Here is a 14,634-nt window from a genome sequence, read left to right on the forward strand (position 1 = left end):
CACTTTTTTAGCCATCATATTTAGCATACATCACATGAAAAAAATACTTTTAAGCGTATGTGCAATTTTATTCATACATACTATAATTGCTCAAAACATTCCTGAATTTCAAAACTACGATTGGGAAGAAACACCAATATATTCTATAGAAGAAAGTGAAAAAGAGGAACAAATTATCACCCTAAAAGAACATGTGATGACCGAATTTTTCTTTGAAGATTCTGGCGGATTAACGGAATATTTTCTAGAACACAGAATCGTTTGGTTAAACTCAGATGAAAAAATTGAAGATTATAACAAAATCTACATTCCATATGCAACAAGCTCTAACTTAGAAGTGAGCAAAGCACGTGTGATCAATAAAAAGGGCGAAATTTTAGAGCTAGACAAGTCAAAACTTCTATCCGCTGTTGATGAAGAAACAGGAAGCAAATACACCTATTTTGCACTCGAAGGTATTGAAAAAGGAAGCTTTATTGAATATTTTTACGTAGTCAAAAAACGTCCAGCTTACAAAGGAAGAAAAATTGCCTTGCAATCAACAAATCCTAAAAAAGTAGTTGATTTTGATCTGTACGCGCCAAAAAACTTACTCTTTGCTTTTAAAAGTTACAACGGAATTCCAGAAGCTACGCGCGACACAATAATCGCGAACAAAAAGCATTGGAACATTCACATGGAAAATGTGCAACCTTTAGAACGTGAAGCACAATCTGCATACAATGCACAAAGAGGTTTTGTCGTATACAAACTGGATAAAAACCTAGCAACTGGCGTAAATGGAATATCTTCCTACGGAGAAGTTTCACAAAATATTTACAGCTATTACTATCCAGAATATACCAAAAAACAGAAAAAACTGCTTAAAAAGTTTATCGCTGAAGCGGGAATTGACAAGCTAACGGATCAAGAAGAAATCATCCGAAAACTCGAAATGTTTATCAAAACAAATGTGTTCAGCTCGGAAGGTGTTGATTACGATTTAGAAGAAACGTTAGAGAAAAAAGTTGCAGACGAATCTGGATTCATCAGCCTGTACACAGCAGTTTTTAATACCTTAGGAATTAAAAGTCAGTTGGTCATTACAACCGATAGAACCGAAATAAAATTTGACAAAAAGTTTGAAGCAAACAACTTTCTGCGTGATTTCTTAATCTACATTCCAAAATATAAAAAATACCTTTCTCCAACCGAAGTAGAAAGTCGTTACGGTTTTCCTCCTGCAAATATGACGGACAATTACGGCTTATTCATAAAAGAAGTAAAAGTTGGCGATTACAAATCGGCCGTTGGAAAAATAAAATACATAAAGCCTATAAAAGCAGACAAAACTGTTGACAAAATGGACTTTGAAGTTTCCTTCGATGTGGACGACTTCACAATTATAAATGTCGATTTCAAAAACGAATTAACAGGCTATTATGCAATGTATCTTCAAGCTTTCGCGAATTTGTTCAATGAAGAACAAAAAACCGAATTAATGGAAGAATTTGGAAAACGAATTCACGCTGATGCAGAAATCATCAAAAAAGACATGCAAAATGCTTCGCCTGACGTATTCGGAATAAAGCCATTGGTTTTTGATGTAACTGTAGAAACAGATGCATTGGTAGAAAAAGCTGGAAACAAATATCTTTTCAAAGTGGGCGATCTCATTGGGCAACAAATGCAATTATACCAAGAAAAAAAGCGTGTTATGCCTGTTGAAAATGAATTTCAGCGTAGTTATGTCCGAACAATCAAAATTAACATTCCTGAAGGATACCAAGTTAAAAACTTAGACGATATCAAAATTGAAAATGCTTACTTACGAAAAGGGAAAAAGGCACTTTCATTCCTATCAGATTATGAATTAAATGGCAATGTATTAACCATCATCGCGAACGAATATTACAAAATGAACATTGTTGCTGCTTCCGAATATGAAGAATATAGAAAAGTCATTAACAGTGCAGCAGATTTCAATAAAATTACGTTAGTTTTAGAGCCGAAGAGTTAAGTATGACACGCATCCCAAACAGGATCTTTGGGCAACGGCGCAATAATCTCTAGAATTTCTTTCTTTACAGGATGCGTAAAAACGAGTTTTCGAGCGTGTAAATGTATGCTTGCATCTTTATTAGAACGATCAAATCCGTATTTCAAATCGCCTTTAATGGCGCAACCTATCGTAGCCAATTGTGCTCTAATTTGATGGTGTCGTCCTGTATGTAACGCAATTTCAAGTAATACGTAGCGATCAAGCTTTTTTTTGATGGAATAGTCTAAAATCGCTTTCTTACTTCCTGTAATTTCCTTTACAAACGCTGTCGATTTATTATTTTTTGGATTCTTGCGAAGCCAATGTGTTAACGTATCGTGTGACTTTGGCGGTGTATTTTTTACAACGGCCCAATATGTTTTCTTTGCTTTCTTCTCTGCAAACTGAAGATTTAATCGTGGCAAAGCTTTGGAAGTTCGTGCAAAAACTACAATGCCAGTTGTGGGTCTATCCAAACGATGTACAACGCCCAAAAACACCTTTCCAGGTTTATTGTACTTCTCTGCAATATATTCCTTAACCACATCGCTCAACGGTTTATCGCCTGTTTTATCGCCTTGTACAATATCTCCAGCACGTTTATTCACTACAATCACATGATTATCTTCATAAAGTACTTGCAGGTTGTCTTTTGTGGAAATTATTTTCATATTGAGATTGATGGATTATTAGACTTCTGGATGGTTAGACGTATGCATTTTTAGCCGAGTTTTAAATTTAGAAAATATCACAAAAATGCTAAGTATTTCTCGATACAAATTTGTTTTACAAATTCACTCGAAATGACGTTTATGTTAACTAAAATAAGTACTAACACCCAACACCTAATGCTTAATGCCTAATACCCAAAACCCCTAATATTGCTCCGATTCATTCGGAAAATCAACCGATTTCACATCAGCGGCATACTGTTTAAAAGCATTTGTCATTTCTTCATACATATTTAAATAACGACGTAAAAAACGAGGATTAAATTCGTGTGTCATTCCCAACATGTCATGTGTAACCAATACTTGTCCGTCGACACCATTTCCAGCGCCAATTCCAATTACAGGAATCGTAAGACTTTCGGCGACTTCTTTTGCCAATGTAGCAGGAACTTTTTCCAAAACAATAGCAAAACAACCTGCTTTTTCAAGCATTTTTGCGTCTTCTTTCAGTTGTTGTGCTTCTGCTTCTTCCTTTGCACGTACTGTATACGTTCCAAACTTATAAATAGATTGTGGCGTCAATCCTAAATGTCCCATCACAGGAATTCCAGCATTCAAAATACGTTTGATAGATTCTTTGATCTCTTTTCCACCTTCCACCTTTACGGCATGTCCACCAGATTCTTTCATAATTCGAATTGCAGAACGCAAGGCTTCTTTCGGATCCGATTGATACGTTCCAAAAGGCAAATCGACCACAACCAAAGCTCTGTCAATAGCTCTAATCACAGAAGAAGCATGATAAATCATTTGGTCTAACGTAATTGGAAGTGTCGTTTCGTGACCAGCCATTACATTACTTGCAGAATCGCCAACAAGAATCACATCAATTCCTGCGCCATCCACAATTTTCGCCATGGTATAATCATATGCGGTCAACATGGAAATTTTTTCTCCGTTACTCTTCATTTCCACGAGCGACTTTACTGTGACTCTTTTGTACTGTTTTTTTGCTACTGACATATATATAATTTTGTAAGGCTATAAAAATAATATAAAAATGCTAGTGTTTACAGATGTTACGATAAATATTTATAAATCAGATGATAACCTCAGATGATAAATTTCTCAATAAGAAAGACTTAATTACAGTTTTGCCGTAACTAAAAGAATGTTTTTGTGCAGAATTTTAAAGAATAAATCGTATATTTGTTTAATGATAAATAAAAAACATTAAACAGATTGGTGTTTGTTTACTGATATTATTTATAAAAGTGTAAAAATGTATAAAATACTTAAACTTTATACACAGTTTAGTTTAAGATATTAGAGTGACATCGAAACACACGTTAGTTTAGTTAGTCCTAGGAATCTTATGGTGCGATTAGTAAGATTTCTAGGATTTTTTAATGTACAATATTTTCCTGTAAAAAAGAAAAATCTTCTGAGGTTTTACTTGGAATGAACTCAATAACTTCATACGAAGCCAAATTATGTATTTTAAAAGGATCTTTCTCTAAAATTTCCATCAATACTTGTTTGTTTTTTACTGTTGATAAAATGACGCCGCCAGTTCTTGGAACTTTTCTGCCTGAAGCTTGAAAATTGCCCAATTTGTATTGTTCATTCAAATAATCAATATGATCGTTTAAGTGTTGATTAACAACCTCTAAAGAAACTTTATAAGTAAGTGAAACTATAAACATATGCTGTTTTTTTTAAATTATTTAATAGGAATCCAAACTTCTTCTTGCGAATTTTTACTTGTCGGATTGTAATATTCTCCCAAAACTTCAAAATGTGGTCTGTTGTCTAATTCATATTCAGAATTTGGCAACCATTCTCCAAAAATATAATTGGCAAATGCTGGAAAATCCTGTGGCAAACCACTGTAGATAAAAACTGCATACAAGCCAGATTCGATAATTAAAGATTCCATTTCATCAGGAATTTCTTCAAAATCGGTAACTTCAATCATGGCAAATTTAGTAAACTCAGTATGAGGATTGAAATTTTTAAAATAGGAAAGATCATCATATATCTGAATCGAATATAAGTCTGTACCAATTGTGTTTTTAACACTTTTCCGATTTTGCATAAAACGTTTCCAAAGTACAGGAGTTGTATTTTGAATTATAGACATTCGAGCTGATTTCCCAATGAGTTTTTTCTGCGGAAGCGTTTGTATTGTTGGTGTCATTCGCATAAAATTTAGTTAGTTTCTCTCCGTTTGCTAAAATACCACATTAAAATACTTCCAGTTACAAACATCCAAATAGAATAGGCTACAATAGGAATTGTCATTTCCAAATTGTTCAAAATACTAGTGGCAATTACAATGGCAAGTGTTCCGTTTTGAATGCCACTTTCGACCGTAATAGATATAGCATCTTTTAGGTTTAACTTGAACAAGCGCGCAGTAGCATAGCCAAGTCCCATAGTTGCAATATTAAGGGCTAAAGTGACCAATCCGACTTGTTTCATGGCGTTTCCTAAAAACTTCAAATTGGCAGCAACAACCGCAATAAAAATCAAAATAAAAATGATTGTAGAAGCGCGTCGCATGGGTTTTTCCATTCGGTTAGCAAAATCGGGTTTTGCACGCCTGACGAGCATTCCAATCGTGATCGGAACCACTATAATGACTAAAATTTGCAGGATTGTGTCAAGTATAGGTAACTCAATAACAACAGCAGTATTGCTTCCAAAATACTCCAAAGAATAGGATAAAATAGTCGGAATTGTCAAAATTGTAGCAAAACTAACAACAGCTGTCAACGTAACTGACAAGGCGATATTTCCTTTACAAATTTGTGTAATCAAATTGCTAGTAGGTCCACCTGGTGCAGCAGCCAAAATCATTAGTCCGATTGCCATTGTGGCGTCTAAATCAAACGCAACGGCTAATGAAAATCCAATAATTGGTAAAAATATAAGCTGGTTTACAATTCCAATCAAGGCAGCTTTTGGATATTTTGTAATTCGTGTAAAATCTTTTGGAACCAACGTCATTCCCATGCCAAACATAATAATAGCAAGCGATAACGGAAGTAATACTTTGGTTAAAATAGTGGTAATCATTGGTTGATTGTTTTATACAAACAATGTACTCATAAAAAATGAAATCAACTTTTGTGGAGTATTATTTTTTAATAACTTGAGAATGTAATCTGTTAAAAATCTTAAAACTATGATAAAACCAAACTAGTTGTCTAGTTTTTACATTATTTTCCAAAAAATTAAACGAATGAAAACCTATATCCTTTTATTATTTTGTGTAATTAGCTTTAGCATGCATGCACAAACCGATGATGAAAAAGCGGCAAAACAAGCCGTGATTCAATTCTTTGAAGGATTTCACAAAAAGGATGCTGCTATGATGCAGGCAGTTGTGCATGAAGATATCATATTGCAAACAACCTTTATCAATAAAGACGGAGAAGCTGTTTTACGAAATCAAAAAGCTGATGGTTTTATAAAAGCTGTCGTAAATAGAGCAGAAAGTCCAACGTGGAATGAAAAGATTCTTTCCTATAACGTACAAGTTGATGGTACTATGGCAAATGTGTGGACACCGTACGAATTTTGGTTAGACGGTAAATTTCTGCATTGTGGCGTCAATTCGTTTCAACTCTTTAAAGACAACGGCAACTGGAAAATCATTTACTTAATTGATACGCGACGTAAAAAAGGATGTCGGGAATAATTTTAGAATGCTTCGCTTTTGGGTCGCTTTGCTTTTGGGTCACTTTGCTTTTTGGTCGTTTCGCTGGAGTTGTTAGCAACTGAACTGTCATTCCTGTGAAGGTATCGGGAATAATTTTTGGATAGCTTCGCCAGTTGGTTATATCAGTATTGCTTTACTTTTGACATTATGAAGTTTAATTGTCATTACGATTTTTTTTAAAAAAACTTGAGACAATCTATTTTTTACATGAATCCATTGTACTTTCAAATCTAGTTACACTAGTAGAAAAACCTTAAATCATTGAATCTTTTAATCAAATAAATCGAACCCTAACAATCTGCTAAATTTACGCCAACTGCCAATCCGCCTTCGGAAGTTTCTTTATACTTCGAATTCATATCTTTTGCAGTTTCCCACATGGTGCTAATCACTTTATCAAGTGGCACTTTTACATCTTTAGGATTGGTTTCCATCGCGAGTTCTGCTGCATTAATGGCTTTAATGGCACCCATCGAATTTCGTTCAATACACGGTACTTGTACCAAACCACCAATAGGATCACAAGTCATTCCCAAGTGATGTTCCATGGCAATTTCGGCAGCAACCATTACTTGTTCAGGTGTTCCGCCGTACAATTCAGTCAACGCACCAGCTGCCATTGCAGACGAAACGCCAATTTCAGCTTGACAACCGCCCATAGCCGCAGAAATAGTAGCACCTTTCTTAAAAATACTTCCAATTTCGCCAGCAACTAATAAAAATCGTTTGATATGTTTAAAATCTGCTTTATGATTTTCAATAACCATATAATACATTAAAACGGCCGGAATAACGCCAGCACTTCCGTTGGTCGGCGCTGTAACAACTCTTCCCAAAGAAGCATTCACTTCATTTACTGCCAACGCAAAACAACTTACCCATTTAAAAATCTGGCGAAATTTCACTTCAGTCTTTCGAATTTTTTGCAACCAATCTTCGGGAGAATCATACGGTAAATCTCCTTTTAATTTTTGATGAATATCGTATGCTCTTCGTCTGACATTCAATCCGCCAGGTAAAAAACCTGTGGTATGACAGCCCAAATACATACATTCTAACATGGTTTTCCAAATTCTACGTAATTCGGCGTCAATTTCTTCAGGAAAGCGCAGTAAGGTTTCGTTTAATAAAACAATTTCAGAAATTTTCTTTTGTTCCGTTTCACAAAAATTTAATAAATCAGTTGCTTTATTTATTGGAAACGGGAAAATCCGAATTGGATGATCGGTATCTGCGTGTGTTTCATGCTCTTTAACTACAAATCCGCCACCAATAGAATAAAAAGTAGACGAATGTATTTTGTGATCTACAATGGCATGAAACGTAATCCCATTTGGGTGAAAAGGTAAAAAATTAGTGTTGAAAATAATATCTCTACTTGGTAAAAAAGGAACCGATTTTTCTTGATTAAATGGTAAAATTTGCTGTCCATCAATCAATTTTACAATTTCTGGAATACGTTCGGTAGGAATTGTTTCAGGATCGGCGCCATACAAACCTAGTAAAACTGCCAAATCTGTAGCGTGTCCTTTTCCAGTTAATGATAACGAACCGAACAAATCTACTTTAATAGAAGTCACAGCGTCAAAAAGTGCTGCTTCTTTGAGTTCTTTAATCCAGCTTTCGGCTGCACGCCATGGTCCTAAAGTGTGCGAACTTGAAGGGCCAATGCCAATTTTTAGCATATCAAAAACACTGATATATTCCATAATTAGTATAATTACTTCTGTGCGGTAAATATACTTTTATTGTTTGAAATTTGCGAAGATTTATTCTTTTTTCAAACGTTTTCGTAAAAAAGTCAATAGTCTTCTAAATTACTAGCGTTTTCAATGGAATCACAAATAGACACGCGTAAGTTCCGTATAAAACAAAGTGTCTAAGACTTCCAGTTCATTTCATATCTTCATGCGTTTCATTACCCACGTATGTGGTGCCGTGACAGCAAATAAAATAAAAGAACTAAGTTTTGAATACTAAGAAAAGTACAAATATTTACAATAACTCTCTAAAATAATTACATCTCATCTTTATTTTTTTAAAATACACATGCATAGAAAGTTGCAACAGGAAAACAAATACCATAAGTAAAACATATTGAATCAGCGCTAAAGAAATCTTAATACCATTACACTAAGTGAAACCTGAAATTTTAACGTAGAAATTCGAGGTTTTTTTATGTGTTCAATTCAGAAAGCAATACGTTTTGCAATAACACACAGCGACTATTTATGACAACCTGTCATTTTTTTTGCCATAATTTCAAACAAATCTGACAAAACTTTATCATTTTGGAGTTGGCACAGTCATTGACTTATACAACTCGAATTAGAAAATTTCACAGTAAAAATAAAGTATAACACAACACAATAGATAAAAGTTTAAATAAGTTATGAGTAAAATTATTGGAATCGATTTAGGAACTACCAACTCATGTGTTTCTGTAATGGAAGGAAACGAGCCAGTAGTAATTGCAAATGCTGAGGGAAAAAGAACAACTCCTTCTGTTATTGCTTTTGTTGAAGGTGGAGAAATCAAAGTTGGAGATCCTGCAAAAAGACAATCTGTAACAAACCCAACAAAAACGGTATATTCTATCAAGCGTTTTATGGGGAATAAATTCTCAGATTCTTCTAAAGAAGCAGGACGTGTTCCATATAAAGTAGTAAAAGGAGACAATGATACGCCACGAGTTGATATCGACGGACGTTTATATTCTCCACAAGAATTATCAGCAATGATTCTTCAAAAAATGAAGAAAACTGCCGAAGAATTCTTAGGACAAGATGTTTCAGAAGCTGTAATTACAGTTCCTGCATATTTTAATGATGCACAACGTCAGGCAACGAAAGAAGCAGGAGAAATTGCAGGATTAAAAGTAAGAAGAATTATCAATGAGCCAACTGCTGCGGCATTAGCTTATGGAATGGATAAAAAAGGTACAGATCAAAAAATCGTTGTCTTTGACTTTGGAGGTGGAACACATGATGTTTCTATCTTAGAATTAGGAGACGGAGTTTTTGAAGTATTATCTACTGACGGAGATACACATTTAGGTGGAGATGATGTTGATGAGAAAATCATTAACTGGTTGGCAGATGAGTTCAACAATGAAGAAGGAATGGATTTACGTAAAGATCCAATGGCTTTACAACGTTTAAAAGAAGCGTCTGAAAAAGCTAAAATTGAATTATCAAGTACCACTTCGACAGAAATTAACTTGCCATACATTACGGCAACAGCTAGTGGACCAAAACACTTGGTACGTACATTATCTAGAGCAAAATTTGAGCAATTAATTGACGATTTAGTAAAAAGAACAATCGAACCTTGCCAAACAGCATTAAAAAATGCAAGTTTATCTACAGGAGATATTGACGAAATCATCTTAGTTGGAGGTTCTACACGTATTCCTGCAGTACAAGAAGCAGTAGAAAAGTTCTTTGGTAAAAAACCAAGTAAAGGTGTAAACCCTGATGAAGTTGTAGCAATTGGAGCAGCAATTCAAGGTGGAGTATTAACAGGAGATGTAAAAGACGTATTATTATTAGACGTAACACCACTTTCTCTTGGAATTGAGACGATGGGGAATGTAATGACGAAGCTAATTGAAGCAAACACTACAATTCCAACAAAGAAATCTCAAGTATTCTCTACGGCAGCAGACAATCAGCCATCTGTGGAAATTCACGTATTACAAGGTGAACGTCCAATGGCAGCAAACAACAAAACAATTGGTCGTTTCCATTTAGATGGAATTCCACCAGCACAACGAGGCGTTCCTCAAATTGAAGTAACGTTTGATATTGATGCAAACGGAATTATCAATGTTTCTGCGAAAGATAAAGGAACAAACAAAGAGCAAAACATTCGTATTGAAGCTTCTTCAGGATTAACAGAAGAAGAAATCGAAAGAATGAAGCAAGAAGCAGAAGCAAATGCTGAAGCTGATAAAAAAGCAAAAGAAACTGTTGATAAATTGAACGAAGCAGATTCAATGATTTTCCAAACAGAAAAGCAATTAAAAGAATTTGGTGATAAATTATCGGATGATAAGAAAAAGCCAATTGAAGATGCTTTGGAAGAGTTGAAAAAGGCGTATGAAACAAAAGATATCGCAGTAATTGATCCAGCTTTAGAGAAAATCAACGAAGCTTGGAAAGTTGCAAGTGAAGAAATGTACAAAGCGCAAGCAGAAGCACAACAAGGCGGTGCAGCAGGACCAGAAGCGTCAGCTCCAACAGGAGATGATAAAGACGGAGAAGATGTACAAGACGTAGACTTCGAAGAAGTCAAGTAGCCTGTCTTGAGCGGAGTCGAAAGGTAGACTTCGAAGAAGTGAAGTAATCTCACTTTTATATATAAAGTAGAAAACCAGCTCAATTGAGCTGGTTTTTTTATTGATAATTTTAAAATTTTAATTATTCTTTATTTGACAATTATTTGATGACTTTCTACTGTTTTATCCATGTAAATCTTTAAAACATAAATTCCAGTAGTTAAACGATTTGTAATTACCTTAGCTTCATAGTTAGATATGATAACTTTTTCTTTAAATCGACCATAAATGTCATATAATTCTCCTTGTATTTCTTGTTGATTTTGAGGAGTTTTAGAAGTATCTTTTAGCTGTATATTTATAATGCCGTTTGATGGATTTGGTGATACAGTAAAAAATCTTGGATAAAATTGGGCATTACCACCTTCGTTGACATGAAATTCCTTATCAACTGGAATAAAACCGCAAGTATTAGTTATACGAGCTTGAACTATGTAATCTCCCTCAGGAACATTACTATTAGCAGTGACAACAATCGTTTTTCCGTTTCCTGTTGGTTGTATAGTGAAATATTGAATTGCATTAGGGAATGAGTAGCTAAATATTGTCCAGTTTATTGAGCTAAAAGAACTTACACTGTTAGTGTTTACTGAAAATACAGCACTATCCGTTGGACCAGGATTCAAATCATTATCTCCACTAATAGTTGGGCTACCTGTAGGAACTCCTAAATAAATTCGTTTTGTTCTAACAACAAAACCACATCTAGGTGAGTTAATTTGAGCCGTAAGCGTAACAAATCCATTAAACCCAGGTGCTTTTGTTAAAGTAATTTGTGCATTATTATTTCCAGTAATAATTGCCGAATTTGGATTGTCTAAAGTCCAAGTAACTGTAGTGAAATTATCTAAACCATTTATTATATAAATAGCCGAATTACATACCAAACCAGGTCCTGATATCAAATCTTCATCACAAAACATAGAACAATTTGTAAATATTGGGTTTTGATTATCATTTAATTCTGCAAATAACCAATCACCGTTTCTTCTATTAAAAGAAATATGTGCGCTATTATTATTGGCGATATTGAAAGGATCAAAATGGGTTACAAAATTTTCAAAAGGACTATTTTTTGGTGCAGCTGGTGGCGTTTCACCTACATAATCTCTTCGGTAGTCAAAATCATCAAGATTTGTAGTCCCTGAACCTGCATCAAGCGAACTTGCAGTAGGAATAAAACCGTAGGCTTGTGTTTGAATGTCTCCTAAGAAATTAGAAATGGCACTAGGTAATTCATTTAATACGCTTTCAGGATTAAACCATCCACCACCATAAGTGTCATATGGAAGGATTCCATTTGGTTGATGTTGCGTAACTTTAGTGAAATTCACATTCACAGGAATAAACCATAATACCTTCTTTTTATATCGAATACGGCCATAATAGATTTCTTTGTTTTGGTTGAGTTGTACCATAGGTCTCATATAAAAATCGATGTCATATGATGAACTTCCTGGAACTATTGCTAGTGTAGTAAGCCAAACGGCATCAAGAAAATCTCCTCCAATTACCAGTGCTGCGGCAACACCTAAATCTGTAATACCAATTACAGCATTCAGAACTGTTTTATCTGCAGCATCTTTTGATATTCCAGTAATATCACCTTGTATTGCTTGTGTGACACCACATTCGCTACCGTTAGAAATGGCAATATTCCGTATAGGAACATTAGGATCTCCTTGTGGGTAGCCCATATTGCTCAACTCTAGTTGCCAAACATCATGAACACCATTGAAAATAGTATAATTTGGCGCAACCCAATTGTAAAGCATTTGTCGAGAAGCTGGGAAATCTGCAACGCCCAAATACTCACTTGGAGCTACATATTGATCTACGCTTAAATTTGTTCCATAAATATCATTTAATGAATCTGCAAAAATAGCTGCACCGTCATAGGCTAGTGGAATTAATACATCAGCAAACGCATATGCGATCGGCAATCTTTGATATAAGCCTTTGATATGACGATTAAAATGTTGCAATGATATCGGTGTATTGGCACCTAAGTGTGGCGCATCGTGACTTATATAGAGAGTAGTGTCATGGTTAAAATTTTGATTTTGTTCAATATCTGCCAACGCATAACGCGCTACCAAACCACCCATACTTTGTCCAATTACAGTATTTGGTGTGTTCGTAGTTTTAGTATCATTTACCCAACGAATTGCTTCCTGAAAGGCAAATGCGTTCCGCTGTATGAAGTCAACGCCATTATCCCAATCAACATAAATGATATCATAGGTGTCTAGTTCGTTTTGTAATAATGCAGATCGTGATTGGTTAAAAAGATAACTTTCGATAAAATCTTCAATATTACTATCGCCAGCTTCCTGTTCAGGGTTTAAAACGGCGCCTGTATCAAATCCTTCGGCAACAATCAGCGGATTGGTAATTTGATTGTCACCATCTGCATCTCTAATATACAATGTAGCAGTTGCGTTTTTTCCATAATAGGGAACTGTTGCAGTAACAGTAGTCTTGAAATAGACATCCAAATTTGGATTTTCCTGAAAAGTATTTCCAGTTTGGCTGCGTGGTTGTAATGTTGTCAGGTTCTGAGCAGATTGTGTTTGTAACCCTTTTTTAATAACCACTTCGGAGTGACTATATAGAATGGTACCATTTGTTAAGTTTAATTTATACTTCCAAACATAAGTGCCAGTTTGTGTATAACTTACATTGAGTATTTGGTTGTAAGCAATAGTTCTGTAGCCTAAACCATCTTGAAAATCGACGGCTACACTTTGTATCTGAGAAGGATAGTTGGATAGAAAAATGTTTTGTGGCAATTTTACTTGTACATTTAGTCCTTTGTACTGATTTACAGAAGGCGCCAGTACAAACATACTTTTTTCTTCATACGGATTTTGCCACGTACCACGATTGTAAACATCGTATACTTGATTATTAATCACTGTTACTTTGCCAGAAGTCCGTGCATCGTCTTTAAATTTACTATATTTAAAATAAAGCCCTCCAAGTGTTATAATTCCTTGTGTTCGTTGATTGTGCCAAAGTTTTTCAAAATCTACGGGTTGCATAAACCCTGTATTTACCTCCCGAATACGTGATGAAATTAGAGTATAAAAAGATTCGTGGACAGTAGCTCGGCTGGTATGATTTTCGTTGGTCAAATTACCGTCATATGCTGTTAAATCTACATATTCTAGTCCAAAATCGGTTAAAATACCATGTGGGACTCGGTTCTTTTCTAGGTGTTCAAAAATGGTGCTAATTTGTGTAGCATACGGAACATAGACTTCATCATCATCAATTGTTGGTCCGATAGGACCTAATTGAGCAAACACTCCTTGCATACAGCACAGAAATAATAATGGTACTAAAAGATACTTTTTTTTCATGAATATATTTGTTTGGTTAAAATTTACTATTGATTTCCCTCTCAAACTATTACACCGTATTACTTGTGTTTAGTTTGAAAATTATAGTTGAAGATTAAAAATGGCTAGATTTCTAGCGCTAAAGATATTTTGATTGTTGCTGCTATAAAATTAGTATTGATAATCAAAGCGTCCATCTCGGATTTCTACGATTTCTCCATCGGTATTAACTGCATCAAACCAAAAGATACCAGAGATAATGGAGTTGGAAAGATCGATTCTTGTGATGGTTAGTTCGCCCGTGATTGAACTATTAGTTTTATAGAGATTCAATACTGAGGTAGAATATGTTCCTCCTCCTCCAGTATAGTCCCCATCATCATCAAAATTTTTATTCAAGATATAGGTTTGATTTGCTTGTAATTCAATGAAACCAGTACCAATATTTACAGTTTTGTTATTTATACCTTCTTGGTCTTTAAAGGTTAGTCCAAAAAAGAATTCTCCATTCACAAATTCATAATTTACCACTA

At 34.8% G+C, this 14,634-nt stretch carries 11 protein-coding genes; 3 read left to right on the plus strand and 8 right to left on the minus strand.

The window, feature by feature from the left end; translation table 11 throughout:
• The first annotated feature begins 34 nt into the window (after window positions 1-34).
• Window positions 35-1,999 (plus strand): DUF3857 domain-containing protein, encoded by a 1,965-nt coding sequence (locus tag AA089_RS19645; protein WP_046758710.1) that lies wholly within the window; start codon window positions 35-37, stop codon window positions 1,997-1,999.
• On the opposite strand, the gene AA089_RS19650 is transcribed toward AA089_RS19645, so the two are convergent.
• The 5 genes from AA089_RS19650 to AA089_RS19670 all read right to left on the minus strand — a co-directional run bounded on the left by AA089_RS19650 (window position 1,996) and on the right by AA089_RS19670 (window position 5,772).
• Window positions 1,996-2,691 carry an RluA family pseudouridine synthase gene (locus AA089_RS19650; RefSeq protein WP_046758711.1) on the minus strand — a complete coding sequence of 232 codons (696 nt, stop codon included), beginning with the start codon at window positions 2,689-2,691 and terminating at the stop codon, window positions 1,996-1,998. The genes AA089_RS19645 and AA089_RS19650 overlap by 4 nt on opposite strands.
• A gap of 204 nt (window positions 2,692-2,895) precedes the next feature.
• Window positions 2,896-3,714 carry a 3-methyl-2-oxobutanoate hydroxymethyltransferase gene (panB, locus tag AA089_RS19655; RefSeq protein WP_046758712.1) on the minus strand — a complete coding sequence of 273 codons (819 nt, stop codon included), beginning with the start codon at window positions 3,712-3,714 and terminating at the stop codon, window positions 2,896-2,898.
• 383 nt (window positions 3,715-4,097) lie between these two features.
• Window positions 4,098-4,397 carry a YciI family protein gene (locus AA089_RS19660; protein WP_046758713.1) on the minus strand — a complete coding sequence of 100 codons (300 nt, stop codon included), beginning with the start codon at window positions 4,395-4,397 and terminating at the stop codon, window positions 4,098-4,100.
• A gap of 17 nt (window positions 4,398-4,414) precedes the next feature.
• Window positions 4,415-4,891: a GyrI-like domain-containing protein gene (locus AA089_RS19665; RefSeq protein WP_046758714.1), complete on the minus strand. Its 477-nt coding sequence runs from the start codon at window positions 4,889-4,891 to the stop codon at window positions 4,415-4,417.
• Window positions 4,892-4,902: 11 nt separating this feature from the next.
• Window positions 4,903-5,772, minus strand: a complete 870-nt coding sequence (locus AA089_RS19670; protein ID WP_046758715.1) for a bile acid:sodium symporter family protein — start codon at window positions 5,770-5,772, stop codon at window positions 4,903-4,905.
• A gap of 166 nt (window positions 5,773-5,938) precedes the next feature.
• Here AA089_RS19670 and AA089_RS19675 point away from each other — a divergent pair, with 166 nt between their 5' ends.
• A complete protein-coding gene (locus AA089_RS19675; RefSeq protein ID WP_046758716.1) occupies window positions 5,939-6,397 on the plus strand; it encodes a nuclear transport factor 2 family protein in 459 nt (152 codons plus the stop codon).
• 311 nt (window positions 6,398-6,708) lie between these two features.
• Here the strand turns inward: AA089_RS19675 and AA089_RS19680 are convergent, their stop codons facing one another.
• Window positions 6,709-8,127 (minus strand): L-serine ammonia-lyase, encoded by a 1,419-nt coding sequence (locus tag AA089_RS19680; RefSeq protein WP_046758717.1) that lies wholly within the window; start codon window positions 8,125-8,127, stop codon window positions 6,709-6,711.
• Window positions 8,128-8,810: 683 nt separating this feature from the next.
• Here AA089_RS19680 and dnaK point away from each other — a divergent pair.
• Window positions 8,811-10,718, plus strand: coding sequence for a molecular chaperone DnaK (gene dnaK / locus AA089_RS19685; RefSeq protein ID WP_046758718.1), 1,908 nt, complete (start codon window positions 8,811-8,813; stop codon window positions 10,716-10,718).
• Window positions 10,719-10,846: 128 nt separating this feature from the next.
• Here dnaK and AA089_RS19690 read toward each other — a convergent pair whose 3' ends face one another.
• A complete protein-coding gene (locus tag AA089_RS19690) occupies window positions 10,847-14,122 on the minus strand; it encodes a T9SS type A sorting domain-containing protein (RefSeq protein ID WP_082113368.1) in 3,276 nt (1,091 codons plus the stop codon).
• Window positions 14,123-14,272: 150 nt separating this feature from the next.
• Window positions 14,273-14,634: DUF6252 family protein (locus AA089_RS25225; RefSeq protein ID WP_241480017.1), on the minus strand; the 362-nt coding region annotated here is incomplete at its 5' end.

It is taken from the genome of Kordia jejudonensis (assembly GCF_001005315.1).
GTDB classification, from domain to species: domain Bacteria; phylum Bacteroidota; class Bacteroidia; order Flavobacteriales; family Flavobacteriaceae; genus Kordia; species Kordia jejudonensis.